Source organism: Polaribacter gangjinensis, assembly GCF_038024125.1.
Classification (GTDB): Bacteria; Bacteroidota; Bacteroidia; order Flavobacteriales; family Flavobacteriaceae; genus Polaribacter; species Polaribacter gangjinensis.
In genome coordinates this window covers 2,449,799-2,472,592 of sequence record NZ_CP150662.1, presented here as the reverse complement: position 1 = coordinate 2,472,592, position 22,794 = coordinate 2,449,799, and the positions used below count along the sequence as shown (strand labels likewise).

The 22,794-nt window shown below is 31.8% G+C and carries 17 protein-coding genes, 1 tRNA gene and 1 pseudogene; 7 read left to right on the top strand and 12 right to left on the bottom strand.

Translation table 11 applies throughout. The annotated features are described in order from the left end of the window. Positions 1 to 66: 66 nt before the first annotated feature. A complete protein-coding gene (locus tag WHA43_RS10885) occupies positions 67 to 2,619 on the bottom strand; it encodes a hypothetical protein (RefSeq protein WP_226742894.1) in 2,553 nt (850 codons plus the stop codon). A 462-nt stretch (positions 2,620 to 3,081) separates the two neighbouring features. On the opposite strand from WHA43_RS10885, the gene WHA43_RS10880 reads away from it, so the two are divergent. After that, positions 3,082 to 6,162 carry a T9SS type A sorting domain-containing protein gene (locus WHA43_RS10880; RefSeq protein WP_105047068.1) on the top strand — a complete coding sequence of 1,027 codons (3,081 nt, stop codon included), beginning with the start codon at positions 3,082 to 3,084 and terminating at the stop codon, positions 6,160 to 6,162. 79 nt (positions 6,163 to 6,241) lie between these two features. Here WHA43_RS10880 and WHA43_RS10875 read toward each other — a convergent pair. From WHA43_RS10875 to WHA43_RS10865, 3 genes are all read right to left on the bottom strand, one after another. After that, a tRNA-Arg gene (locus tag WHA43_RS10875) sits at positions 6,242 to 6,315 on the bottom strand. 11 nt (positions 6,316 to 6,326) lie between these two features. Beyond that, complete coding sequence (locus WHA43_RS10870; RefSeq protein WP_105047067.1) at positions 6,327 to 6,776, bottom strand: GatB/YqeY domain-containing protein; 450 nt, start codon at positions 6,774 to 6,776, stop codon at positions 6,327 to 6,329. Between the two features lie 2 nt (positions 6,777 to 6,778). Further along, positions 6,779 to 7,246: a retropepsin-like aspartic protease gene (locus WHA43_RS10865; RefSeq protein ID WP_105047066.1), complete on the bottom strand. Its 468-nt coding sequence runs from the start codon at positions 7,244 to 7,246 to the stop codon at positions 6,779 to 6,781. 153 nt (positions 7,247 to 7,399) lie between these two features. Between WHA43_RS10865 and WHA43_RS10860 the strand changes: the two genes are divergently transcribed. Next, positions 7,400 to 7,861 carry a Na(+)-translocating NADH-quinone reductase subunit F gene (locus tag WHA43_RS10860; RefSeq protein WP_105047065.1) on the top strand — a complete coding sequence of 154 codons (462 nt, stop codon included), beginning with the start codon at positions 7,400 to 7,402 and terminating at the stop codon, positions 7,859 to 7,861. A gap of 58 nt (positions 7,862 to 7,919) precedes the next feature. Here the strand turns inward: WHA43_RS10860 and nqrF are convergent, their stop codons facing one another. The 6 genes from nqrF to WHA43_RS10830 form a co-directional block, all read right to left on the bottom strand. Next, on the bottom strand, positions 7,920 to 9,227 hold the full coding sequence (gene nqrF / locus WHA43_RS10855; protein WP_105047064.1) for an NADH:ubiquinone reductase (Na(+)-transporting) subunit F: 1,308 nt from the start codon (positions 9,225 to 9,227) through the stop codon (positions 7,920 to 7,922). A gap of 4 nt (positions 9,228 to 9,231) precedes the next feature. Beyond that, positions 9,232 to 9,960, bottom strand: a complete 729-nt coding sequence (gene nqrE, locus WHA43_RS10850) for an NADH:ubiquinone reductase (Na(+)-transporting) subunit E (protein WP_105047063.1) — start codon at positions 9,958 to 9,960, stop codon at positions 9,232 to 9,234. 79 nt (positions 9,961 to 10,039) lie between these two features. Further along, positions 10,040 to 10,687 (bottom strand): NADH:ubiquinone reductase (Na(+)-transporting) subunit D, encoded by a 648-nt coding sequence (locus WHA43_RS10845; protein WP_105047062.1) that lies wholly within the window; start codon positions 10,685 to 10,687, stop codon positions 10,040 to 10,042. Positions 10,688 to 10,690: 3 nt separating this feature from the next. Continuing rightward, entirely contained in the window at positions 10,691 to 11,437 is a 747-nt protein-coding gene (locus tag WHA43_RS10840) for a Na(+)-translocating NADH-quinone reductase subunit C (RefSeq protein WP_105047061.1), read from the bottom strand. A gap of 2 nt (positions 11,438 to 11,439) precedes the next feature. After that, positions 11,440 to 12,639 carry an NADH:ubiquinone reductase (Na(+)-transporting) subunit B gene (locus WHA43_RS10835; RefSeq protein ID WP_105047060.1) on the bottom strand — a complete coding sequence of 400 codons (1,200 nt, stop codon included), beginning with the start codon at positions 12,637 to 12,639 and terminating at the stop codon, positions 11,440 to 11,442. A 4-nt stretch (positions 12,640 to 12,643) separates the two neighbouring features. Further along, the gene (locus WHA43_RS10830) at positions 12,644 to 13,993 is read right to left on the bottom strand and encodes a Na(+)-translocating NADH-quinone reductase subunit A (RefSeq protein ID WP_105047059.1); all 1,350 of its coding nucleotides are present in this window, start codon (positions 13,991 to 13,993) and stop codon (positions 12,644 to 12,646) included. Between the two features lie 201 nt (positions 13,994 to 14,194). On the opposite strand from WHA43_RS10830, the gene WHA43_RS10825 reads away from it, so the two are divergent. The 4 genes and pseudogenes from WHA43_RS10825 (at position 14,195) to WHA43_RS10815 (ending at position 16,969) form a co-directional block, all read left to right on the top strand. After that, the gene (locus WHA43_RS10825; protein ID WP_105047058.1) at positions 14,195 to 15,412 is read left to right on the top strand and encodes a DUF5103 domain-containing protein; all 1,218 of its coding nucleotides are present in this window, start codon (positions 14,195 to 14,197) and stop codon (positions 15,410 to 15,412) included. Positions 15,413 to 15,458: 46 nt separating this feature from the next. Further along, complete coding sequence (apaG, locus tag WHA43_RS10820; RefSeq protein WP_105047057.1) at positions 15,459 to 15,845, top strand: Co2+/Mg2+ efflux protein ApaG; 387 nt, start codon at positions 15,459 to 15,461, stop codon at positions 15,843 to 15,845. Continuing rightward, positions 15,812 to 16,138 (top strand): annotated as a pseudogene (locus WHA43_RS12960) (DUF3667 domain-containing protein); the annotation flags it as partial. The gene apaG and the pseudogene WHA43_RS12960, both read left to right, overlap by 34 nt. Positions 16,139 to 16,168: 30 nt before the next feature. Then, complete coding sequence (locus WHA43_RS10815) at positions 16,169 to 16,969, top strand: hypothetical protein (RefSeq protein WP_226742893.1); 801 nt, start codon at positions 16,169 to 16,171, stop codon at positions 16,967 to 16,969. Here the strand turns inward: WHA43_RS10815 and WHA43_RS10810 are convergent. Beyond that, positions 16,935 to 17,654, bottom strand: a complete 720-nt coding sequence (locus tag WHA43_RS10810; RefSeq protein ID WP_105047056.1) for an NRDE family protein — start codon at positions 17,652 to 17,654, stop codon at positions 16,935 to 16,937. The two genes, WHA43_RS10815 and WHA43_RS10810, sit on opposite strands and share 35 nt — an antisense overlap. 101 nt (positions 17,655 to 17,755) lie before the next feature. Between WHA43_RS10810 and pruA the strand changes: the two genes are divergently transcribed. Further along, on the top strand, positions 17,756 to 19,381 hold the full coding sequence (pruA, locus tag WHA43_RS10805) for an L-glutamate gamma-semialdehyde dehydrogenase (protein ID WP_105047055.1): 1,626 nt from the start codon (positions 17,756 to 17,758) through the stop codon (positions 19,379 to 19,381). A 66-nt stretch (positions 19,382 to 19,447) separates the two neighbouring features. Here the strand turns inward: pruA and WHA43_RS10800 are convergent, their stop codons facing one another. Continuing rightward, entirely contained in the window at positions 19,448 to 22,747 is a 3,300-nt protein-coding gene (locus WHA43_RS10800) for a reprolysin-like metallopeptidase (protein WP_105047054.1), read from the bottom strand. Between the last annotated feature and the right edge of the window lie 47 nt (positions 22,748 to 22,794).

Here is a 22,794-nt window from a genome sequence, read left to right as displayed (position 1 = left end):
CAAAGAAAAAAGTAACTATTAATTTAAACTTAAAAAAAGATTAATGGAAATTTAAAATATATAAAATTAGCTTTCTAATATTTTATTAAACCCTAGTGGATAGTCTTGAGCGTATAAATATTTATATTCTTTCTGAAATTTTTTAAAGGTACTCAAAGCCAAACTATGATTGCCTTTATAACTATATGCTTTGCATTTAAATTTAACAGCCTCTTCATTGATAGTATCAAAATTCAATACACAATCTGCTAAATTTAAAATAAAATCAGGGTCGCTTTTGATATCAAAAGATTCAGCAAAAGTCACTAATGTATTTATAATTTTATCTGTAGTTGCTTCTTTAAATGGTTCTAACCAATCAACATTTACATTCAATAAAAATTGTCCTTTTGTTGCTATTTCAATCAATCTTTTTATGCGCTTATAATTGATTTCTTTTTTATTTTCAGTGATTTTGTAAAACTCAAAATAATCGGTTTTTAATAACTCATGATCATGTTCAATTTTCCAGTAACCAGTTTCTTTACTAAGACTACAACCACCTATCTGATTAAGTAACCCTTTTAATTTAGTTAAGTTTACGGATCTATTGTTTTGTGCTCTTCTTGATGATTTATCAAACCATAAAATTTCAATTAATTTTTCTGATGAAATTCCTTTATTATTTTTAAAAGTGTACAACCATATTAACAGAAACATTTCTTTTAATAGTGGTGAAAACTTACTGGTTATATCGACCTGATTTGAATCAAAAACTTGAAATCCTCCAAAGAAAATAATTTGATAATTTGGCTTTTTAGTAGAAGTATTGAATTCAATAACCTCCTCTTCTTCTTCCTCAACATCATTGGTTTTTGTTTCGATAAATGGACTATTTGAGTTTTGACTTTTAGTTTTTCTAATTATTTTGAAATATATAAATGATCCTATTCCAAGAATTCCAATGATTCCAAAAATTGACACATACCAAAATAATAAATTTACGGGTTTTGTGTTGTTTTTTGTTATTGGAATTACAGGGAAAGAAATCGAATAAATAGTAAATTCTGATATTTCCTTTTTATTGAAATAAGAATTATAAACTACCAATTTTTTTGATTTTGGCATATAATACATATTTGAAAAAGACTTAATATCTAAGAATTTGTATGGGATAGAATCACCAACATAGGATGATTCTTTAGAATTTAAATTTCCTTTCAATAATTTTAAGTAGCCTTCAAATTTTATTTTATCGTAAGTTAGTGCGTAGTAGTCTTTATTGTTTTTATTGATCCAAATTCTATTGGCAACTACCATGTCATGAACATGTTTTTTTATTTCAAACTTTATCTTGAAAGCATTGGTTTTTATATTATATGCTACAAAATCAAAATAACTTTTAGGGCTCATTAATTGACTACCTGTTGGACTGCCATATCCACCTAATATGTAAATAGTATCACCTAATATATCACTTCCTGCTAAATATCTTGGTTTAAAAGTACTATCTTTTAATATGCGTTTTTCCCATTTTTGTGTATGTAAATCGAGTTTAAATACATCATCAAAATATTTAAACTGACCATAACCACCGATCATATAAATGGCATTTTCATCTTTAGTAAAAATGCTATTGTGCATGGTATAAATTTTTTTACTAGGTCCAATATCAAAAATACCATCATTAGTCCATTCTCCAGAAATTGGGTCTAAAACTGCCAAAAGTTGTTTTTCACTCAGGTAACAATATATTTTTTGGTCATTGGTATTGTAAACTAATCGATAATCCGAAGTTAAATTTATTGGTTTTTTAAAGAGTATTTTTTTAATTGTCTGGTTTTCTATGGAATATATTAATAAGGAAGTATTATTAACTAAATATAGTAATTCTTCTTTTTCATTGGCAGTAACTAATTGTGTACCATCAGTTTCTGAAGAAAAATCTAAATTCCATTTTTGATGTTTACATAATAACCATTCTGGATTGATAACTTGAGCCTCTCCATTACCTACAATATCAATAGTAGTTTTACTACCACATTGTTTTAGAGGAAAATGATTGTTTAGTTTGTTGTTTTTATAAATTTTAATATCTCTAATTTGCATTTCTGGAACGTCCTTATTTGCAAATTCTTTATAGGTATTAGCACCAAAAAATAATTTAAACTGATCCGTTTTTTTAAAAGAAAGTTTCTTTTGAATAGGGGCTAAATCATCTAACTTAAAAATTATTTTATTTTCAGAAAACAAAAAACTAATCTCTATCTTAGCCCAACTATCATTGGTAAGTTTTGATTTATCAAGAGAAATGAGTGTCTTTATATTGTCAACTAAAAGTGTAAATTCTTTTTTAAAAGGAAAATTACTTAATAGAAGATCAATATTTTTATTGTCTTTACTTATAATTCTAAACACATAACCAAAAGATCCAATATTTTTACTGTTATCAATTTTAATTTCAAATGAAATTTTAAAATTAGTGTTTGGTGTAAAAAAATCGTTTGGTGTTAAATTTAGTTCTGTTCTTTCGTCTAATAAAAAGGATTGCCCCTTAAATTTTAGCCCATATTCTTGAGCAAAAAAAGGAAGTTGAAAAAAAAAGAAAAGAATTAATAAACTAAAGTATTTTTTATTCAATTTAAATGAAAATTAAGCATAATTATTAAATAACTTTTTAAATTTTCAAATAGCTATTTTAAGATAATTTTAGCAAATATATAAAGAAATAGGGTAGCATAAAATATTTAAATTTTGAAAACTAAAGAGAACTTTTAAAAAAAGTATTTATTCAATATTCAAGAGTAAATATATTTTTTGTTTTGTTGCTTCTTTTAATTTTTGAAATTTATATGTTTTATTAATTATGCTTTTAAAGGATAATTTACGCCTTAAATAAGAAATTACATACGTATTTTATATTATCTGTTTTGAGTTTTAGACCTTAATTGAAATAAGATAATTTAAAGACTAAATGGTTTTAATTTTTTGATATTAATTATTAATTAAGGTAAAATTAATAATTGAGTATTTATTTGCTATTTGAAAGGTTAAAAGAATTACTAAACCAATAAAGTTTAATTATATTATAATTTGTAATTTATGAAAAGAGTGAATTATGTAAATACTTTTTCAATTTATTTACTTTTGTTAGTTTCTAATTTAATACAGGCTCAATATGAGTCTTCAATTCTATTTCACAACAATGCGAATCAATTGGTATATGTCTCTGACAAAGACGGCAACCATATTCCTGACTTTAGTTTTGCAGGCTATAAAAATGGGGAAGCAGCATTACCCAATGTAGCAGTTGTTAAACAAATAAGCCCAATTGCTGGCGATAATACAGCGCATATTCAGGCTGCAATTAATGAGGTAGGAGCATTGCCATTAAATGCTAACGGACATAGAGGTACTTTGCTTTTATTACCCGGAGAATATAGGATTAATGGAGTATTAACCATAAATAAAAGTGGAGTGGTTCTTCGTGGTTCTGGAGATGGGCAAGACCCATCATCAAACACAATTCTTATTGGCGTTGGAAATACACCTTCTGAAAGAACATTAATAACCATAGGAACTAATAATAAAAGTGGTTTTAGAGCAGAAGTTGCTGGAACTAGAAAAGATATTACAAGCCCATACATACCTGCAGGAAGTAGAACTTTTGAAGTTACTGACGCATCTGTATTCAATGTTGGAGACAATATCATAATTAAACACCCAAGCACAACAAAATGGTTAGAAGTAATTGAAAATGGGGGAGTTGGTTCAGACAGTCCTTGGATGCCTGGTGAAATAGATTTGGTTTTTAATAGGCATATCACAAAAATTGATGGAAATAAAATTCAAGTAGCAACTCCAATTTATGACGTATTAGATAGATCGCTATCTCAATCTTATGTTTATAAATTTCAAGGAACTAGTCAAATTAAAGAATGTGGAATAGAAAACTTACGAATTTTTGTCGAATCATCAGGAGTTACAAGTAGAAATCATATTAAAATATGCATTAATATGGTAGGTGTAGATAATTCTTGGGTAAAAAATGTTACTGCGCTAAGAATGAGTTTTTCTGGAGTTAAATTTGATGAGGCAACTCGTTGTTCAGTAGTAAATACGAAAGTTTTAGAAGTGCATGGCCCAATTTCTGGAGGGTGGAGATATAATTTTAATGTTGAAGATCACTGTAATAATATTCTTTTTGATAATTGTACAGCATCAGATGGCAGACATTCATTTGTGGCGAATGGAGCAAGTGATGTAAATGGCATCGTTTTTACAAATTGTTCTTCTACAGGAGACTATACTAGTTCTGAGTCTCATAGACGATGGGGTCAAGGAATGCTTTTTGATAATATTTCTTGGAGAAACACAAGAGCCGGTTTTATTTTAGGTTTACACAATAGAGGTGATTATGGAACTGGTCATGGCTGGACATTAACTAATGGTGTTGCTTGGAATATTGATGCACCTGCAAATAAAATTGTAGTTCAAAAACCACCGATTGGACAGAATTATGCTATTGGCTGTATAGCTGCTTATGTAAATGCAAATGGTCCTTTTTTAAAACCTGCAGGCTATATTGAAGGAACTGGAAGAAATTTAAAAATAACCTCTCTCTACAAGGCTCAATTAAACGATAGAAAAACATTTGGCATACTGCCTGATTCTCCTGGGAAATTAGTTGTAAATAATTATAAATTTTCCGAAACAGAAAAATTTGTAGAGCTTACTTGGCATGATATTTCTATTGAAGAAACCAATTACATTTTAGAACGATCATTAGATGGAGTTAATTTTCAAACAATAGCAACACTGCCAGCAAATACTGAAACGTACACAGATACAAATTTGCAACAAGGCAACTATTATTACAGAGTAAAAGCTAAAAATTCAATTGGTACCTCTCCTGCATCAAATACTGTTCAAACAAGCGATTTCAAATTACAAACAACATATTTTGTTAAAGCTACTGGATTAAATACCAATAGTGGATTAAGTGAAGACAATGCTTTTTTCACAATTAGTCATGCAGTAAGTGCTGCATCAGAAGGTGATAAAATTGTAATTATTGGATCCGTTAATCAATATAATGAAGTTATTTTAGACAAATCACTTTCGATAGAAGGAAGAGCTGATGCTGTTCTAAAGCCAGTTGGTATTAAAAGAATGTATAACATTTCAACTAGTGGAAAAACAATTACATTTACCAATATTACATTTAAAGATATAGTGTCTGATATTCAAGGAGCTATTGTAAACGTAACTGTTGATGCTAATTTATTTTTTGATAAATGCAGCTTTTTAAACAATACAACTTCTAATAATGGCGGTGCAATTTATGCTTCTGGTACAGGAGATTTAACCATTATAAATTCCTTGTTTAAAGGAAACAAGGCCACTGAAGGTGGCGCTATTTTCACAACTACAAATGGAAGAAAAATCACACTAAGCCAATCAACTTTTGTAGAAAATTCTGCAACATCAAAAGGTGGTGCTTTATGTTTGCTTGGTAATAATGCAGAAAGTAGCATTACAAATTCAACTTTTTTTAAAAATAGTTTTACAGGAGGAGTTAATCAATCAAAAGGTGGTGGTATTTTAATTGAGGGAACAAGGCCATTAACAATTGAGAATTGTTTAATTTATGGCAATACTGCTACTACTGCAAATTCTGATATAGGGTTATCTGCAAGTGTTGAATTAAATTTAGTAAATTCATTGACAAGAAAAATTGTGCCTTTACTAGGTTCAAATGATACTTTCTCTACATCAAAAATTGAAGCAGATTTAAATGCTTCTAATTTACGTTTCGATAGTTCAATAGGAAAAGTAATTTATGATGTTGTCGAAACAGGTGTTGATAGTCCTATTGATTTTGGCTCAGACGGAAATGACGCAGGCTCTTGGGACTCAGAATATACATTAAATATTCAAGAAATGAATACCAAAGATTTTAAAATTTTTTACGACAAAGCCAATAAAAAATTAAAGATAGATTTTTCTGATTTTGAAAATCTAAATATTGAAATTTATAATATACTAGGAACTAAAGTTATAAATTTAAAAAACTTTCTTAATGGTAATTCAATAAATGTTGATCATCTTTCTCATGGTTTATATATCTTAATTGAAAAATCATCAGGTAAATATTTTTCAAAGAAGTTTCTAATTCATTGATAATACTTAAAAAAAATTACAATACAATATCCTCTTTTAAAATAAAAGCCCGCAACTTTTTAAATTGCGGGCTTTTTTGTGACCCCAGAAGGATTCGAACCTTCAACAGTCAGAGCCGAAATCTGATATTCTATCCAGTTGAACTATGGGGCCAAAATTAATGATTACAATAAGTGCTTTTTAACCAAATCAGCAATCATTTTTCCATCTGCCTGCCCTGCTAATTTTTTGGATACTACACCCATCACTTTACCCATATCTTGCATTCCTGAGGCTCCAAGACTTGTAATTGTTTCTATGACAACAGCTGCTACTTCATCTTCTGAAAGTGCTTTTGGTAAAAATTGCTCTAAAATGGCTATTTCTTGTAATTCAGGAGTAGCTAAATCCTCTCTTCCTTGTTGTAAAAAAATGGCAACACTATCTTTACGTTGTTTTACTTGTTTTTGGATGATTTTTATTTCTTGTTCTTCTGTCAAATCTGATTGAGCTCCTGCCTCTGTTTTCGCCAATAAAAATGCCGATTTTACCGCTCTTAAAGCTTGTAAAGCAACAGTGTCTTTTGCTTTCATTGCTTCTTTCATTTTGTCCATAACTTGTACTTGCAAACTCATATTCAATCGTTTTTATGTTTATTTTTTTTTATTTTTTTTAGATACAACATATTTTTGTTATAGTCTATAAATGCTTTTCCTTGGCGTAAAATATCTGCCCCAATAATTCCGTGAACTTCATTCGCATTGTGTTGTACAAGTGCCGTATTTACATGCGATAAATTGAACAATACCAAATGACAGTTATTGGTTTTCCAATCACCAATTTTTAGGAAATTATTTTTTGATTCTTGTGTTTCCATATCAATAGCTCCTGCTCCAGCAGCTTTGGTATCACTTTGAGTAGCATCCAATTTAAAGAATTCAATAAAATTAACTCCTACACAAGAGTTTGAAGCACCCGTATCTAAAATAAATCGTCCTTTAATATCATTGATTTTCGCCTTCAATTCTAGATGATTGGTAGCGATATTCTTCAATTTTACTTTGATATATTTTTGCTTCTCTAATATTTTTTGAATCTTCTTCATTCTGATGATTTCGAGTTTCAAAAATACAATTTAATCAATTCACAAAAAAATGTAGTGAACTCTTAATTTAATATAATTCTAAATATGATGATTCCAATTTCAAGATTTGATTTTTGAATCGTTTTTAGTAATTTAGAGAAAAATATATAGGAGATGAAAACAACGAAAAGATTAGAGCAAGCACTTATGAAATTATACAATGCATATCATCAAAATTTATTGAATCCTGAGGATTGTAAAGCGTGTGCTGTTGGCAATATTTTAGACAATCATGACAGTTGGAAACATCTTACAAATGGGCATGGTTCCTTACAATTGAGTTATGTTGGTAGAGTTCATGAAAATCTAGGAAGAAAATTTAATGGCTATGCTCCTTCTGAAATCTTACAGATTGAAAAGGTTTTCTTAGAAGCTTGCGGGTTTAAAACGCCTTTGTGTCATTACAATAAAAGACCTTCTAACCCTACTTCAAAAGAGGTTTTGTTTGATGGATTAGTGGCAGTAGTTGCCTTGCTTTGTAAACTTGATAATATTGATAATGTTATGGATTATTCAAAACTTTTTGAACAAGAAAACGGGCAACCTGTGTATCATTTAGATACATTTTTAGCATAAAAAAAGCGGTTTAAGAAATTCTTAAACCGCTTTTTTTAAATATATTTTGGATACATTATTATCCTCCAAAATCGTCGAAACGAATATTTTCATCTGGAATTCCAAAGTCTTCACCCATTTTTTGAACAGCTTTGTTCATCAATGGTGGACCACAGAAATACAATTCAATATCTTCTGGAGAATCGTGTTTACTCAAATAATTGTCAATTACACAATTATGAATAAATCCAACAAATCCATCTCCTTCATCATTAATGTCTTTTTTAACTTTCCAATTATCTTCTGGTAAAGGCTCAGACAACGCTAAATAGAATTTGAAATTTGGAAAATCTCTTTCTAAAGATTTAAAATGGTCTATATAAAACAATTCTCTTTTAGAACGACCTCCATACCAATAAGTTACTTTTCTACCTGTTTTTAAGGTTTTAAATAAATGATATAAATGAGAACGCATTGGAGCCATACCTGCACCACCACCAACGTATAACATTTCAGCATCTGATTCATTAATGAAAAACTCTCCATAAGGTCCTGAGATCGTAACTTTATCGCCTTTCTTTCTTGAAAAAATGTATGATGATGCTACTCCTGGATTTACATCCATCCAACCGTTTTTAGCTCTATCCCAAGGCGGAGTTGCAATACGAACATTCAACATGATTTCTCTTCCTTCAGCAGGGAAAGAAGCCATAGAATAAGCACGTTCTACAGTTTCATTATTTTTCATAACTAATGACCACAAACCAAATTTATCCCATTCTGCTTGGAATTTATCAGGAGTTTCATGCTCTTCTGGGTGTGCAGTAATATCAATATCTGAATATTTTATTTCACATTGTGGAATTTCAATTTGAATGTAACCTCCTGCTTTGTACCCCATATCTTCAGGAATTTCTACCACAAATTCTTTGATGAATGAAGCTACGTTATAATTTCTAACAACAGTTCCTTCCCATTTTTTAATTCCAAATACTTCTTCCGGAATTGAAATGTTCATGTCTTGTTTTACTTTTACTTGACATGCCAAACGTGCTCCTGCTTTCAATTCTTTTTTGGTAAAATGCGGAATCTCAGTAGGCAGAGCTTCACCTCCACCTTCTAAAACGTGGCACTCACATTGAATGCAAGATCCACCTCCACCACAAGCAGATGGTAAAAATATTTTTTCGTTTCCTAAAGTTGTTAAAAGAGTACTTCCTGATGCAACTTCAATTTTTTTCTCACCATTAATGGTTATCGTTACTGGACCTGAAGGTGATAATTTTTGTTTTACAAACAATAACAATGCAATTAAAATCAATGATATGATTAAAAAAGCTGCTACTGTCGCAAAAATAGTTCCTGTGATGCCTGTTGCTAATATCATGCTACTATTCGTTTAAAGTTGTGTTTTTAGCTACGATTTCTTTCGTGTCTTCTTTTTTAATTTCTTGCTTTTTAATAACTGCTTCTACAGCTGGTTTTTCTGCTGGTTTTTCATCACCTCCTGTCAACATTCCTCCAAAACTCATAAAACCGATAGCCATTAATCCAGTTATGATAAATGTAATTCCTAATCCTCGCAAAGCAGGTGGAACACTTGAATATCTTATTTTTTCACGAATAGCTGCAATCGCTAAAATGGCTAAAAACCAACCAATTCCTGAACCAACTCCATACGTCAACGCCAATCCTAAAGTAGGAATTTCACGAGATTGCATGAATAAACTTCCTCCTAAAATGGCACAGTTTACTGCAATTAACGGTAAGAAAATACCTAATGAATTGTATAATGCTGGTGAAAATTTCTCTACAATAATTTCTACCAATTGAACCATGGTTGCAATGGTTGCAATAAACATGATAAATGACAAGAAACTCAAATCATAGCTAGCAAACTCAGGTCCTAACCAAACCAAAGCTCCTTCTTTTAAAATGTACTGATCTAACAACCAGTTTAAAGGAACTGTTACTGCTAATACGAAAATTACAGCAGCTCCTAATCCTACAGCTGTAGATACCTTTTTAGAAACAGCTAGGTATGAACACATTCCTAAGAACGTGGCAAAAACCATGTTGTCTATAAATATCGATTTAAAAAATAATTCTACGTGTTCCATAATTTTTAGTTTTCAGTTTTCGGTTTTCAGTTTTCAGTAAAATGGACTGTAAACTGAAACTGATTACTGTATGTATTATTTAATGTTCTTCAATTAATGCTTTGTTTCTTGAACGTTGAATCCAGATAATTACTCCTAAAACAATTAATGCCATTGGTGATAGCAACATAAATCCGTTGTTTTCATAACCAATTGCATACAATCCTGTTTTTTCGATAGGATCTCCTAAAACTTTAAAACCTAACAACGTTCCAGAGCCTAATAATTCTCTAAAAAATCCAACAATTATAAGGATAACTCCATAACCTGCTGCATTTCCAATTCCGTCTAAAAAAGATCTCCAAGGACTGTTTCCTAAAGCAAAAGCTTCAAAACGTCCCATAATGATACAGTTTGTAATGATCAAACCAACAAATACAGAAAGTGTTTTACTCAATTCGTATGCGAATGCTTTTAGCACCAAATCCACTATAATTACCAAAGCAGCTACTACAACTAATTGTACAATAATTCTGATTTTTGATGGAATGATGTTTCTCATTAAAGAAATCACTACGTTTCCTAGAGCTAATACAAACATTACAGAAACCGCCATTACAATAGATGCTTTTAGTTCTGCTGTAATTGCCAACGCCGAACAAATTCCTAAAACCTGAATGGTAATTGGGTTGTTATCTGCTAATGGATCTGTTAGTAAAGCTGCGTCTTTTTTTGATAAAAGTCCCATAAGTTAATTTTTTAGTGATTGAAAGTAAGGTACATACAATTTTAAATCCGATTTAATCATCGCAGAAACTCCATCTCCTGTAATGGTTGCTCCAGCTATTGCGTCTACTTCATAATCTGATTTTTCTTCGTTTTTTGGATCATTATTTCCTTTGGCAACAGTAACTCCTTTAAATTCTCCTGAATCAGTAAGTAAATGTTCTCCAATAAAATCATCCATAAAAAACCGTTGTTTGATGTTTGCTCCCAAACCTGGAGTTTCACCTTTGTGATCAAAATACGCACCTTGAATAACCATATTTTCATCCATAGCTACATATCCCCAAATGGCATCCCACAATCCTTTTCCGTAAATAGGAGCAACATAAAACGTTTTACCGTCTTTTTCTCCTACAAATAATGGCAATTTGCGTTGTTTTCCTTCTTTTGCCAAAGATTGTTGTTGTTTTACATCAATCAAGTATGCATTTTCATCTTCGGTAATATTATCTCCTTGGATGACCAATTGTTTTTTGATGTACTTGTTAAACTCTTGTCCTGCAACGGCTGTAGAAACAAAATTGGCATTAGTGTCATCATTTTCATTAACACCCATTGCATATAAGATGTTTTGTTGTTTTTCAATTCGCTTGTTTTCGTCGATATTTGGTTTTAAAGACGTAGCAAAATAAGCCAATACTGATCCCACAATGACCACCATTATTACAGCGAAAATTATGGTATATAAATTACTATCTGTTCTCTTACTCATGATTAGGCAGTTTTAACTTTAGCACGTTTCAATCTGTTTTTTACGTTTCCTTGCACTACATAATGATCGATTGTCGGAGCAAAAACGTTCATTAATAAAATGGCTAAGAATACTCCTTCTGGATAAGCTGGGTTAAATACACGAATCATTATTGAAATAAATCCGATTAAAAATCCATAAATCCATTTTCCTTTGTTTGTTTGTGAGGCAGTTACTGGATCAGTTGCCATATAAACGGCTCCAAAAGCCAAACCACCTATCATTAAATGTTCCCACCAAGCAGTGCTCATCAATCCGTAAAATTTACTAGAAGAAGTAATGATATCTGCTGCAACTACTTGATTAAAAATCATACCCATTACTGCAGCTCCTAAAAAGGTAGATACAATAATTCTCCAACTTCCAATTTTTGTGAAAATTAAGAACGCGGCTCCTAAAAGGATTAAAAAAGTTGATGTTTCTCCAACAGAACCAGGAATGAATCCCATGAATTTATCCCAATTAGAGTAGATAACTTCTTGATTTTGAGCATAACTACCCAAGATAGTTTCTCCTGAAATAGCATCTGCAGTTCCTGCTCTATTTACAGCATCATAAACCCAAACTTTATCTCCTGACATCCAAGTTGGATACGCAAAAAACAAAAAGGCTCTAATGGTTAAGGCAGGATTTAAAATGTTCATTCCTGTTCCTCCAAAAACTTCTTTTCCAATTACAACTCCAAATACTACTGCTACTGCTAACATCCAAAGTGGTGTATCAACAGGTACAATTAATGGCACTAACATTCCTGTTACCAAGTATCCTTCTTCAACTTCATGTCCTTTAATGATAGCGAAAATAAATTCCACTCCCAATCCAACTCCGTAAGAAACAATAACTAATGGCAATACTTTGATAATTCCAATCCAAAGATTGTCAAACGTAAAAAAGTTTGCCAATACATTATCTCTTAATGATGGATCTATGGCTGCATAATGTTGGTATCCTGCATTGAACATACCAAATAACAAACACGGAATCAATGAAATAATCACCATATTCATGGTACGTTTTAAATCATCTGCAGCTTTTATATGAGTTCCTCCGTGAGTAACTTCATTCGGCATGTATAAAAACGTGTGAATGGCGTTAAAAGCAGGGGCCATTTTTGTGCCCTTATACTTTTCTTTTAAATTGTGTAAATTTTGTTTTAAGCTCATAATCTTATCCTAATTCTTGTCTCATTAAATCTAAACCTTCACGAATTATTTTTTGATGCGGCTGTTTAGACACACAAATAAATTCGGTCAATGCAAAATCTTCAGGAGCCACTTCATAACCGCCTAAAGCTTCCATTTCATCTAAATCTTTATACATAAATGCTTTTAATAATTGCATTGGATATATATCTAAAGGAAAAACGGCTTCATAAGCACCCGTAACCACGAAGGCTCTGTGCTCTCCATTGGTATTGGTAGTTAAATCGTATTTTTTATTTGGATTTAACCATGAAAACGTAAATGCTCTTGTAGTTGAAACCTTGTCAAAGACTGGTTTATTCCAACCAAAAAACTCATAATCATCTCCTTCTGGAATGGCAGTGATTTGATTGTCATAATATCTTAAAAAACCCGTTTCTTTTATTTTTGTTCCTGATAAAACATTTCCAGAGATGATTCTTGTGTTGTCAGTATTCAAATTACCCGAAGTAAACTGACTCACCTGAGCACCAATAATTGCAGTAACGTATTGAGGTTTCTCAAACCTTGATCCTGTTAAGGCAACTACTCTTGTTGCATTGAATTTACCTGTCAATAACAACTCACCCATAATCACCAAATCTTGCGGAGTTACTACCCAAACAACTTCTCCTTTATTAATTGGATCAATTTTAGCGATTTGAGTTCCTACATTTCCTGAAGGATGTGGTCCTGAAACTTTGTGTAATTCAATTCCTGATAATTTTTCAAAAGGTGAATTACTTTTAGCCCCAACAGAGATGTGTACTTTTCCAGAAGTTAATTTTGATATTGCTGTAATTGCTGCTTGCAATTCCACTTCTTTTCCTGCTAAAGTATAATCTAAATCAGCAGCTAAAGGCGCACTTGCGTATGCAGAAATAAAAATCGCTTTCGGAGCTTGATTTGGATTTGCCACAACATCATAAGGACGCTGTTTGATAAATGGCCAACAACCCGCTGTAAAAAGATGGTTTTTCACTTCTTCTCCAGACATTTTTGAGGCATCTTTTACACCAAAATCTTTATAATCTTGTTGTGTATCTGCAGCAATTTTAACTGTCAATACTTTTCTTCTTTCTCCGCGAATTACCTCAGTTATTGTTCCAGAAACAGGACTTGGAAATAAAATGCGTTCATCACTTTTTGAATGAAAAAGTGCTTCTCCAGCTTTTACTTTTGCGCCTTCTCTGGCAATTAATTTGGGTGTAATTCCGTGAAAATCTTCTGGTTTTATTGCATAAACACTACTTAAAGAAGATTGAGTAGTTGTCTTTTCTGCAACACCAACAAGCTTAATGTCTAAGCCTTTTTTAATACGAATGTCTTTTGACATAGTAAATTGGAATTTTAGTTATCTAAAAAAATCATGCAAATTTAAGGCTTTACACATCATATTTTAAATAATTTATTGCATAAATTTTCTTAAAATTATTATTTATAATAAATCTAAATTAGAGTCTTTTGTGTTTTTTTAATTGTAACAATTTTGGTTCAAAATTTGATATCAATAACTTATGAATCTTATATTTGTGCTATGAAACATACAATCATTGCAAGTTTTTTATTGGCATTTTGCGGAACATTTTTTTCACAAAATATCAAATCCATTCAATTAAGGCCTTTGGGTGAAAACAATTTTTCGGCAATTGTTCCTTTAGGTACTGTATTAGAATTGTCATTTGATGATTTAGATAACGACAACAAAGAGTATCAATATAAAATTCAACACATGACTCATGATTGGCAACCAAGCAGATTGCTTTCTAGTCAATATATTGATGGCTTTGATCAAAATAACATCAATACAATTACCAATTCTTTTAATACGTTTCAAAATTACACGCATTATGCAGTACAAATTCCGAATAGAAATTCAATCATTACCAAAAGCGGCAATTATTTGTTATCGGTTTTAAATGATGATGATGAAGTTGTTTTTACAAGACGATTTGTGTTGTATGAAAATGAAGTTACGGTTGGTGTAAATGTATCAAGAAGTAGAAATGCAAAAGCATTGCAAACGCAGCAAACAGTTGAATTTGTGGTAAGTCATCCAAAGTTACGCATCAACAATCCTTCTCAAGAAGTACATGTGGTCATCCTAAAAAACGAAAATTGGAACGAAACAATTACTGGTTTGCAACCTACTTTTTTTCAACAAAATGTATTGCGCTATTCCTATAATAACAATACGAATTTTTGGGGCGGAAATGAATATTTAAATTTCGACACTAAAATCATCCGAAATAATAGTTTGAATGTGGTGAAAGTTGAAAGAAAAGATATTTTTCATCATTATTTATATCCAAATGATGTAAAAACTTTTAAAACCTACAGGTACAATCCTGATATCAATGGTCAATTTGCGATTAGAACTCTAGAAGGTAGTGATGCAGCAACTGAGGCAGATTATGCCATGATGCACTTTACATTACTGTCCGAAGAACCATTTGCAGATAAAGACATCTATGTTTATGGTGCGTTTAATAATTTTGAAATAGAAGAAGAAAACAAATTATTTTACAATCCGAATACCAATAGTTATGTTGGCAATATCCTTCTAAAACAAGGGTTTTACAATTACTCTTTTGTAACGGTTGACAAAAATAATGTCATTGATAAAAATGAAATTATGGGATCGTTTTTTGAAACTGAAAATGAATACAAAGTGTTGTTTTATTTCAAAGCTTTTGGGGCATTGTATGACAGAGTTGTTGGTGTGGGCATGAGTAGTTTCAGTCAAAACAGGTAACGAAAAAAAACTTGTTTTTTGCGATAAAAAAACTATATTTACTGTTATGGTAGAGCAAATTACAAAAGGAATTAAAATTTCTGTAAGTACCGATTACAATGGTGCTAGTTACAGAAATAACCGCTTGTATTACATTTTTGCTTATCATATAACCATTCAAAATAATTCTACTCAAACTGTTCAACTCAAAGAACGCTATTGGAACATTTATGATTCTTTACAAAAAATTGAAATTGTAACTGGCGAGGGCGTAATTGGTCAAACACCAATTCTAAATCCAGGTGAGTCTTATGCATACAGTTCGGGTTGTTTTTTAGAATCAACAATTGGGGCAATGAATGGTTACTATACCATGATTGATTTACATACACTAGAATTGTTTAAAGTGTATATTCCAACATTTCAACTTATAATTCCAACGTTATCAAACTAGTAAAAAGAAAAAATACGGCAGTAAAAATTCATGATGCTGCTTGTTTAAATTGTGGACATCCATTTAGTGGACACGAAAATTTTTGCCCTGAATGTGGACAGGCGAATAAAGGAACACGAATTACTTTTAAAAGTTTCATTCATGAAATTTTCAATGGATTTTTCAATTTTGATGCTACTTTTTGGAGAACACTCATTCCGCTTTTAACAAGCCCTGGAAAAGTATCAAGAGATTATATTGATGGAAAAAGACAGCGTTACACAAATCCTTTTCGTTTTTATTTAGCGGTCTCCATTATCTTTTTCTTGTTGGTTGGATTGTCTATGACCAAAGCAAAATATGAGGAATTATCAAAAGGAACTTCAACTGAAATTGTTGATTTAACTATTGATGATGAAAAAAACACCAATGAAAATCTTTCAAAAAAAGAAATTGATTCTGTTAAAAAAATAGTGTCTGATAAAATGGACAAAGCAATAATTCCAATTCCCGAAAACACTAAAAAAGAAGTTTTAAATGAAATAGAAAAAAACAAGAATAAACCAACAAATGAAGCTGCGATTAGATTAAATCTTAACGGAATTGAAAAAATTGAAAGGATCAATTTATTTTTAGAAAAACATCCAGATATCAAAATGGATGCTGCTTTAGATTCCTTGAAATTAGAAAAAAATTTCACAAATAGATTTTTATATACTCGTGCAGAAACCTTACTAAAAATAAGTAAAAACAAGGATAGTCAAAGGCAATTTGTAAGTCAATTATTATCTTATGGTTCCATTGCTTTGTTTATCATGTTACCATTTTTCACATTATTCTTGAAGTTTTTTTACATCCGAAGAAGATTTACCTATGTTGATCATTTAATATTTGTCTTTCATTCACAAACAGTTTTCTTCATGATTTTTTCTATTGTTTTTATATTGAAACTATTCAATTTTCAACCTCAAGTATGGATTTTTTTAGTCCTCTTTTTAATCTATTTGTTAATTGCAATGAAAAAATTTTACCAGCAAAGCAATTCCAAAACTTTTCTTAAATTTTTATTGGTAAATCTTTCATTTTCAGTGGTAGCCTCTATAGGAATGGTTATTTTGTCAATAGTGTCATTTGCTTTAGCGTAACTGTATTTTGCAAAAAATCTTCATATAAAATCTCAACATTTTCGGTTGTTTTTTTGATGGAAGTAATACTCACAGTTTCCACAAAAGTTCGTTTCATTTTTATGGCAGTTTCTTTAGTTCCTTTAGATGCATCTTTATGAAATGCCAAAATTTTATCTTGCGAAAAAACCTTGTTTTCTTGTAACCAATCTGCAAACCAAGACTGCCTTTCTAGTTTCATATCTTCATTATACAAAGTAGCTGAAGACCAAATTTTAGGTGTATTTTCTAATTGCTGAAAATGTTTTTCTTCACCATCCCAAACCAATTCATATATTTTTAATCCATTTTTAAAGTCAATTAAAACTAATGTAAAAGGCTCAATATCTATAAAATTAGTTTGCTGAATTTCTGAAACTGCATCTTCAACAGCCAACAATTCTGTAACAATAATTCCCCTACTTTTTCTATAAAATGCTTTTCGTTGGTGTTTTTCAAAAGCACCATTCAAAAGGCAAATCAATCTTTTTTGATTGCTTGCACCAATCCAAGTTCCACCTGCAAAAGCATCTTTTGGATATAATAAAGTTGCATTATTTTCTATATAAAAATCAGGAGCAATTGTTTTTCGCAACGGTGTTTCATCACGATTGGATGTCAAAATAAAATCGTTAGTATCCAAAGGCAAAAAACTTACTGTGCACATAAAATCAATATAATTTGGCTTGGAAAAGTACAAAAATGCTTGATAAAAATTGTACCTTTACCACATCAATATTTGTCGAATAAAACTTAAAAACATACAAAATGACAAGAGGATTTTTTAATGTTCCAAAAGCTGTAAACGAACCTGTAAAAAGCTATGCTCCTGGTTCAAAAGAAAGAGAAGATTTACTAGCTACTTACAAAAAAATGTTTGCAACCACGATTGATGTGCCTATGCATATCAATGGAAAAGAAGTAAGAACAGGAAATACAAAAAAAATAAGACCTCCTCATGATCATCAGCATGTTGTAGGACAATTTCATTTGGCTGAAAAAAGCCATGTTGATGAAGCTATTGCAACAGCTTTGGCTGCAAGACAAGCTTGGTCATCAGTTTCTTGGATGGAGCGCGCTGCTATTTTCTTAAAAGCCGCTGAATTGTTAGCAGGACCTTATAGAAACAAAATGAATGCGGCAACTATGATTGCGCAATCTAAAAATGTACATCAAGCAGAAATTGATGCAGCTTGCGAAATGATTGACTTTTTCCGTTTCAATGTAGAATATATGATTGATATTTTCAAAGATCAACCAGCTTCTGCACCAGGAATTTGGAACCGAGTTGAATACAGACCTTTAGAAGGTTTTGTATATGCAATTACACCTTTTAACTTTACGTCTATTGCTGCAAATTTACCAGCATCAGCAGCCTTGATGGGAAATGTGGTTGTTTGGAAACCTTCTGATCATCAAGCATATTCAGCGCAAGTAATTGTAGATTTATTCAAAGAAGCTGGTTTGCCTGATGGCGTTATCAATGTGATTTATGGTGATCCTGAGATGATTACAGATACTATTTTGGCTTCTCCAGATTTTGCAGGATTGCATTTTACAGGTTCTACAACAGTTTTCAAAAACTTATGGAAACAAATAGGAAACAACATTCATACTTATAAAACCTATCCAAGAATTGTGGGCGAAACTGGAGGAAAAGATTTTATTTGGGCGCATAATTCTGCAAATCCATTGCAAGTGGCAACTGCCATTACAAGAGGTGCTTTTGAATACCAAGGTCAAAAATGTTCTGCTGCATCAAGAGCCTACATTCCAAGTTCTCTTTGGAGTGATGTAAAAAAACACTTGATAGCGCAAACCAACGAATTAAAAATGGGTTCTCCTGAAGATCCATCAAACTTTGTAAATGCGGTAATTCACGAAGGTTCTTTTGATAAAATTGCAAGTTATATTGACGCAGCTAAAACAGCTTCTGATGCTGAAATTATCATTGGTGGAAATTACGACAAATCAAAAGGGTATTTTATTCAACCTACTGTAATTGTTGCAAAATCTCCCACATATCCAACCATGACAACCGAACTTTTTGGACCTGTAATGACTGTTTATATATATGAAGATGCGGAATGGGAGCATTCTTTAAAATTGGTAGATGAATCTACAGAATATGCCTTAACAGGAGCCATTTTTTCAACAGACAGATACATTGTTGAAAAAGCATCCAAAGCATTAGAAAATGCTGCTGGGAATTTTTACATCAATGACAAACCAACAGGTGCTGTTGTAGGCCAACAACCTTTTGGTGGCGCAAGAGCTTCAGGAACCAATGACAAAGCTGGTTCAGCACAAAACTTATTACGTTGGACGTCTGTTAGATTGATCAAAGAAACCTTTGTAACGCCCGAAGATTATAAATATCCATTTTTGGGATAATTGAAATGAACATAAAAAAAGCCTGATAAATAATTTATAAGGCTTTTTTTATGTTTGATTTTGACACTATTCCACCATCAACTTTTTAGTAGTTTGCTTAGTGCCATTTTTAATTATCACCAAATACAATCCTGAGGAAAGATTCTCAAACTGAATATTTTTTGAAAAATAGCTGCTAGCATTTTCAAAACTCTTTTCCCCTATAAATCGTCCTCTAATATCAAATAATTGAATAAATACTTTGTTCGATGCTAAAGCATCAAACTGAACTTGAAATGCGCCTTTTGTAGGATTTGGATATAAATTGAAATTCGAAAATGCCACAACTTGAATAGAAGCTGTATTGTCAACAACCACGGTATAATCCTCAGTTTCTCCCCATTCTGTTAAATGATCAGCATCACAAGCGCCTTCTCCATGACCATCATCTGGATCATCATACTCAATGATTACACGCATTCTTGTTGCTCCAAAACGAGCATCATTTGGCACTGTAATAGATCCTGTTGCTGTACCAATTGCACCAACAATCGTACCTAAAGAATACCTTTCTGTGGCGTTGTCAAACACAAAGTCTTGATTCCAATCTATAAAAACATACACATGGTCTTGAAATCCATCAGGATCTAAGGTTACTGAAATTGGATGTGTATCTCCTCTTTTTACATTAGTAGAAATTGCCGTAAAATTTTCATAACCACCAGAAGTATTATTACCTGAATTGTTGTTGATGGTATTGAAAGTTACATTAGAAATAAATTCTTTTCCTCCAACTTCATCCGTAAAAGTAGAAGTGCAATACGCTGGATTGATGGTAGTAAAAGAAAATGAATTCGAAAAAGTTCCTTCTCCGCAACTATTTTTTGGTTTAATTCTCCAAAAATAAGTTGTTATTCCTGACAAATTTGTGGATGTATACGAATTTGTTGTCACATTTCCTGAAGAAACAATATTAGTAAAAGTAACATCCGTAGCAATTTGTACGTCATAAGAAGTTGCGTTTGTATCTGCAACCCACTGCAATTGTTGACTCAATGGAACTTCAGTAGCATTATTTTGTGGAACACTTAAGGTAGTTTTTCCAAAAATAGCGGAAGTAATTTTAAGAGTTACTTCTAAGGTTTTATTGATGGTATTACTATTTCCTGAAATTGTAATCGTATAATCTTGTGCAGGAACTCCATTTAAATTAGTAACGGTCATCACCAAATTGCCATCTGCATTGATAGTAGTTGGATTAAAACTTACGGTAGAACCTGAAGGTTGACCTGTAGCCGAAAGCGAAACTGTTTCAGAAAATCCATTTACAAAATCAATATTTAGGGTAAAATTCACAGATGGATTTCCAGTATTACAAGCTGATTGGGTTCCATTACCAGCTGTCATTACAAAAGTGGGAACTGTAGATATGATCTCGAAATTTGTAGTATTTATATTATAAAAAATATTATCTGCTGCCTCAACCATAATTCTGGCGGATCTTGTTGCATTGTCTGGGATTGTAATTATTTCTGATCCATCATTAGGAGTGTTTGATTTTAAAACAATAGGGAAAGTCAAACCACCATCAGTAGATAACTTGATATTTACAGTTTGACAATTGATACTTGGTCCATCAGTAGTTCCTTTATTCCAAGTAATTGTTTGATTTGTTCCGGTGTTATAAGACACAAATGCATTTTGAGAAGTTACAGAAAAAGGAGTGGCATCTACAACCGTAACTTTTACATCATCTCTTGCCAAACCAGCTCCACCTGCATTATTATCTCTCACTGTAAATGAAAAATTCAATTCTCTTGCTACAGAGGGAATTCGTTCCCAAGTGCTTCCTGTGCTTCCATTTCCTGCAATTACGGTTGATATGTCTGGGAAAAATCTGATAGGTGAAGTTTTCGATGGCAAAGATCGAAACATAGGCCCAACAGCATTTGTATCTGATGGTGGCATAAAACCAACTTCATTGTCTAATTGCTCCCAATTATAAGTTAGCGATTGCAGTCCGTTTGCATCCGTTGCAATTCCTGTCAATTTAAATGGGGTTGATTTTGGAATGGAATAATCAGCTCCTGCATTTGCTGTGGGTGCAGCATTATTGGTATTGGTTAAAACTGCACAATTACCAGTGGTCGAAATGATATTCCACATTTCTGCAATGCTTACTGCATGAAAATAATCATCACTTTGGTTTTGTACGTTTGGAGCACAAATACCTGCATAACCCATAATGGTTGAGGCACTTCCTGGTTCTACAGAAGCGGAATTAACTCTATTGCAATTGTTATTTTGGGTATGATTAGCCCCAAATTGATGTCCCATTTCATGAATTACAAAATCAATATCATACGCATCTCCAACTGGCGAAGCTCTTCCTGTAACTCCTCTTCCTTTTTGTCCTGTTCTACAAACAACTCCCAATCCAGCCAAACCATCTCCTCCAACACTAAAAATGTGTCCTATGTCATAATTGGCATTTCCAATGATATTATCGCATTTAGTCTGTACTTCATTGATCATGGTATTTGGATTTCCGTCTGTGATTCCATCCGTGTCTTTATCTAAAAAAATAAGTTGATCATTATTGGCTACCAACACCATTTTTACTGATAAATCTTTTTCAAAAATTCCATTAACTCTCGTCATAGAAGTATTCATTGCTGATAAAACTGCTGCTTTTTTAACTTGATCTGTAGCAGTGCTTGGAATATTTTGTTGACTTGCACTCAAATGAAAATCAGCATATTCGCCACTGCAAACCAACGCCAATCTATAGGTTCGTAATTTTCCGTCATTAGGAGTTTTAGCGGATGTAGCATAAGAAAATGGTGTTTTTGAAACCGTTTCTTCTACCAAACATGTAAAATTTTCATCCTCAGGAGATAAGCTGCTTCTTTTGTAAACCAAATACGATTTGTTATCCTTTGTATAAGGATCAATATAAAGGGTTTCTTGTGTTGCTGAGAAAATCACGGCATGAAATCCATCTGTTCCTAAGCTGATTTTAGCTACAGATGTTTTATCATCAATTCCTTGAGCAGAAAACGATTTGATTTCTGGAAATTTTTGTTGCAATGCAGGTTCAAAATTAGAAGTTTCTATAATTGAAAACCGTTTCATTTTTCCAGTTGCATCTGGTAATTCAATAATTTGTTGTGCTGATTTAGCTTTTACACCAATTGATTTTTTAAAAAAATCAATATCAAATTGTACTATTTTATAAGCTTTTGGAAAATTATCTTTTTGATAAACTTGTTGACTACTGGGAACATATTCAAGTTTTTGAAGTGCATTCCAAAATTTTTGGGAATGAATAGAATGTGCAAAAAATAATGTAATTGCAAGGGGAAAATAGGAGTGCTTAAATCTCATAAAAACAAATTAAAATTTTGTAAAACATTTCAAATATAAGGAATTCT

What these genes read in the sequence shown, in the direction of transcription:
- WHA43_RS10825 (WP_105047058.1), top strand. Translation starts at nt 14,195, where the DNA reads ATGAAACATACAATCATTGCAAGTTTTTTATTGGCATTTTGCGGAACA.
- WHA43_RS10870 (WP_105047067.1), bottom strand. Translation starts at nt 6,776, where the DNA reads ATGAGTTTGCAAGTACAAGTTATGGACAAAATGAAAGAAGCAATGAAA.
- pruA (WP_105047055.1), top strand. Translation starts at nt 17,756, where the DNA reads ATGACAAGAGGATTTTTTAATGTTCCAAAAGCTGTAAACGAACCTGTA.
- nqrE (WP_105047063.1), bottom strand. Translation starts at nt 9,960, where the DNA reads ATGGAACACGTAGAATTATTTTTTAAATCGATATTTATAGACAACATG.
- apaG (WP_105047057.1), top strand. Translation starts at nt 15,459, where the DNA reads ATGGTAGAGCAAATTACAAAAGGAATTAAAATTTCTGTAAGTACCGAT.
- WHA43_RS10880 (WP_105047068.1), top strand. Translation starts at nt 3,082, where the DNA reads ATGAAAAGAGTGAATTATGTAAATACTTTTTCAATTTATTTACTTTTG.
- nqrF (WP_105047064.1), bottom strand. Translation starts at nt 9,227, where the DNA reads ATGATATTAGCAACAGGCATCACAGGAACTATTTTTGCGACAGTAGCA.
- WHA43_RS10815 (WP_226742893.1), top strand. Translation starts at nt 16,169, where the DNA reads ATGACCAAAGCAAAATATGAGGAATTATCAAAAGGAACTTCAACTGAA.
- WHA43_RS10840 (WP_105047061.1), bottom strand. Translation starts at nt 11,437, where the DNA reads ATGAGTAAGAGAACAGATAGTAATTTATATACCATAATTTTCGCTGTA.
- WHA43_RS10835 (WP_105047060.1), bottom strand. Translation starts at nt 12,639, where the DNA reads ATGAGCTTAAAACAAAATTTACACAATTTAAAAGAAAAGTATAAGGGC.
- WHA43_RS10860 (WP_105047065.1), top strand. Translation starts at nt 7,400, where the DNA reads ATGAAAACAACGAAAAGATTAGAGCAAGCACTTATGAAATTATACAAT.
- WHA43_RS10830 (WP_105047059.1), bottom strand. Translation starts at nt 13,993, where the DNA reads ATGTCAAAAGACATTCGTATTAAAAAAGGCTTAGACATTAAGCTTGTT.
- WHA43_RS10845 (WP_105047062.1), bottom strand. Translation starts at nt 10,687, where the DNA reads ATGGGACTTTTATCAAAAAAAGACGCAGCTTTACTAACAGATCCATTA.
- WHA43_RS10800 (WP_105047054.1), bottom strand. Translation starts at nt 22,747, where the DNA reads ATGAGATTTAAGCACTCCTATTTTCCCCTTGCAATTACATTATTTTTT.
- WHA43_RS10810 (WP_105047056.1), bottom strand. Translation starts at nt 17,654, where the DNA reads ATGTGCACAGTAAGTTTTTTGCCTTTGGATACTAACGATTTTATTTTG.
- WHA43_RS10865 (WP_105047066.1), bottom strand. Translation starts at nt 7,246, where the DNA reads ATGAAGAAGATTCAAAAAATATTAGAGAAGCAAAAATATATCAAAGTA.